Source organism: Microbulbifer maximicatervae (SeqCode), assembly GCF_052467305.1.
In genome coordinates this window covers 4,510,001-4,512,500 of the sequence record NZ_CP174306.1, presented here as the reverse complement: position 1 = coordinate 4,512,500, position 2,500 = coordinate 4,510,001, and the positions used below count along the sequence as shown (strand labels likewise).

Genomic DNA, 2,500 nt, shown 5'->3' with positions numbered 1-2,500 from the left:
AATAGCTCACTAGTCGAGTCGGCCTGCGCGGAAGATATACCGGGGCTCAAACTGATAACCGAAGCTGCGGATGCTCTTAGGAGCATGGTAGAGGAGCGTTGTGTAAGCCGTTGAAGGTGGATCGGGAGGTCTGCTGGAGGTATCACAAGTGCGAATGCTGACATGAGTAACGATAAGGGAGGTGAAAAACCTCCCCGCCGGAAGACCAAGGGTTCCTGTCCAACGCTAATCGGGACAGGGTTAGTCGACCCCTAAGGCGAGGGCGAAAGCCGTAGTCGATGGGAAACAGGTTAATATTCCTGTACTCGCTATTACTGCGACGGAGTGACGGAGAAGGCTAGGCCAGCATGGCGATTGGTTGTCCATGTTTAAGGTTGTAGGCTGGGGACTTAGGCAAATCCGGGTCCCTAAGGCTGAGAACTGATGACGAAGCCCACTTAGTGGGTGAAGTGGTTGATGCCCTGCTTCCAGGAAAAACTTCTAAGCTTCAGGTAATAGTGAATCGTACTCTAAACCGACACAGGTGGTCAGGTAGAGAATACCAAGGCGCTTGAGAGAACTCTGGTGAAGGAACTAGGCAAAATGGTACCGTAACTTCGGGAGAAGGTACGCCGGTTTTGGTGATGGGACTTGCTCCCTAAGCTGAGGCCGGTCGAAGTGACCAGGTGGCTGCGACTGTTTATTAAAAACATAGCACTCTGCAAACTCGTAAGAGGACGTATAGGGTGTGACGCCTGCCCGGTGCCGGAAGGTTAATTGATGGGGTTAGCTTCGGCGAAGCTCTTGATCGAAGCCCCGGTAAACGGCGGCCGTAACTATAACGGTCCTAAGGTAGCGAAATTCCTTGTCGGGTAAGTTCCGACCTGCACGAATGGCGTAACGATGGCCACGCTGTCTCCACCAGAGACTCAGTGAAATTGAAATCGCTGTTAAGATGCAGTGTACCCGCGGCTAGACGGAAAGACCCCGTGAACCTTTACTACAGCTTTGCACTGAACTTTGAGCCTATTTGTGTAGGATAGGTGGGAGGCTTTGAAGCAGCGACGCTAGTTGTTGTGGAGCCGTCCTTGAAATACCACCCTGGTATGTTTGAGGTTCTAACTCTGGTCCGTTATCCGGATCGAGGACAGTGTATGGTGGGTAGTTTGACTGGGGCGGTCTCCTCCCAAAGAGTAACGGAGGAGTACGAAGGTGCACTCAGCATGGTCGGAAATCATGCAATGAGCATAATGGTATAAGTGCGCTTGACTGCGAGACAGACATGTCGAGCAGGTACGAAAGTAGGTCATAGTGATCCGGTGGTTCTGTATGGAAGGGCCATCGCTCAACGGATAAAAGGTACTCCGGGGATAACAGGCTGATACCGCCCAAGAGTTCACATCGACGGCGGTGTTTGGCACCTCGATGTCGGCTCATCACATCCTGGGGCTGAAGCCGGTCCCAAGGGTATGGCTGTTCGCCATTTAAAGTGGTACGCGAGCTGGGTTTAGAACGTCGTGAGACAGTTCGGTCCCTATCTGCCGTGGGCGTTGGAGATTTGAGAAGAGTTGCTCCTAGTACGAGAGGACCGGAGTGAACGAACCTCTGGTGTTCCGGTTGTCACGCCAGTGGCATTGCCGGGTAGCTATGTTCGGACGGGATAACCGCTGAAAGCATCTAAGCGGGAAGCCTCCTTCAAGATAAGATCTCCCTGAGGCCTTGAGCCTCCTGAAGGGCCGTGGAAGACTACCACGTTGATAGGCTGGGTGTGGAAGCGTTGTGAGGCGTTGAGCTAACCAGTACTAATTGCCCGTGCGGCTTGACCATACAACAGAGATGGTTACTAACGACTAGCTAAGCTAGCGGATTGTGAGTTAGAGACATACGATCGCTTGCGGTGTATTACTACAGATTGTTTTACCGACTTATTTGGGGTTATCGCCGGTCACCAACATGACCGAGGCAAACAGCGATAACACGGCAGGCCAAGCACTTTGCTTATAAGACCAACGCCAACCCAAGCCAGTTTGCCTGACGACAATAGAGTTGTGGAACCACCTGATCCCTTGCCGAACTCAGAAGTGAAACGCAACATCGCCGATGGTAGTGTGGGGCTTCCCCATGTGAGAGTAGGTCATCGTCAGGCTTCTAATCCGAAAAGGGCCACCCAATAGGGTGGCCCTTTTTTTTATGGCTAAAAAATATTTTCAAAAACAATAAGTAAAAAAACTAGAAAGGGAAAGAAGAGAGATGCGCTACGCGCAAAGTCATAGTGGTTCGAGCTGTGGCTCTCACCCTCCGAGCGGCCTTCGGCAGGCTAAACCGACACCAGCTGTCAGGTTTCTAAAAAATAAACCTACACCGGCTGCGCTACCGGGGCTTTCTTTTTGGAGTACAGTAAATATTTTCACTATCTCGCCTGCCTGCGCTGCTATGTAAGCCGTTCACAAACCCGGTGCCATGCACCGCAGACTGACGAGCACTGCCCGCCTACAGTGTGGGTCCAATGTTTCCGATAACC

2 rRNA genes (1 of these 2 only partly in view) are annotated in these 2,500 nt (G+C 51.9%); both read left to right on the top strand.

Going from position 1 to position 2,500, the window contains the following annotated elements:
* Positions 1–1,806, top strand: a 23S ribosomal RNA gene (locus ACJJI4_RS19625) (it extends 1,076 nt beyond the left edge of the window).
* A 203-nt stretch (positions 1,807–2,009) separates the two neighbouring features.
* Positions 2,010–2,125: ribosomal RNA gene (rrf, locus tag ACJJI4_RS19620) — 5S ribosomal RNA — on the top strand.
* Positions 2,126–2,500 lie beyond the last annotated feature (375 nt).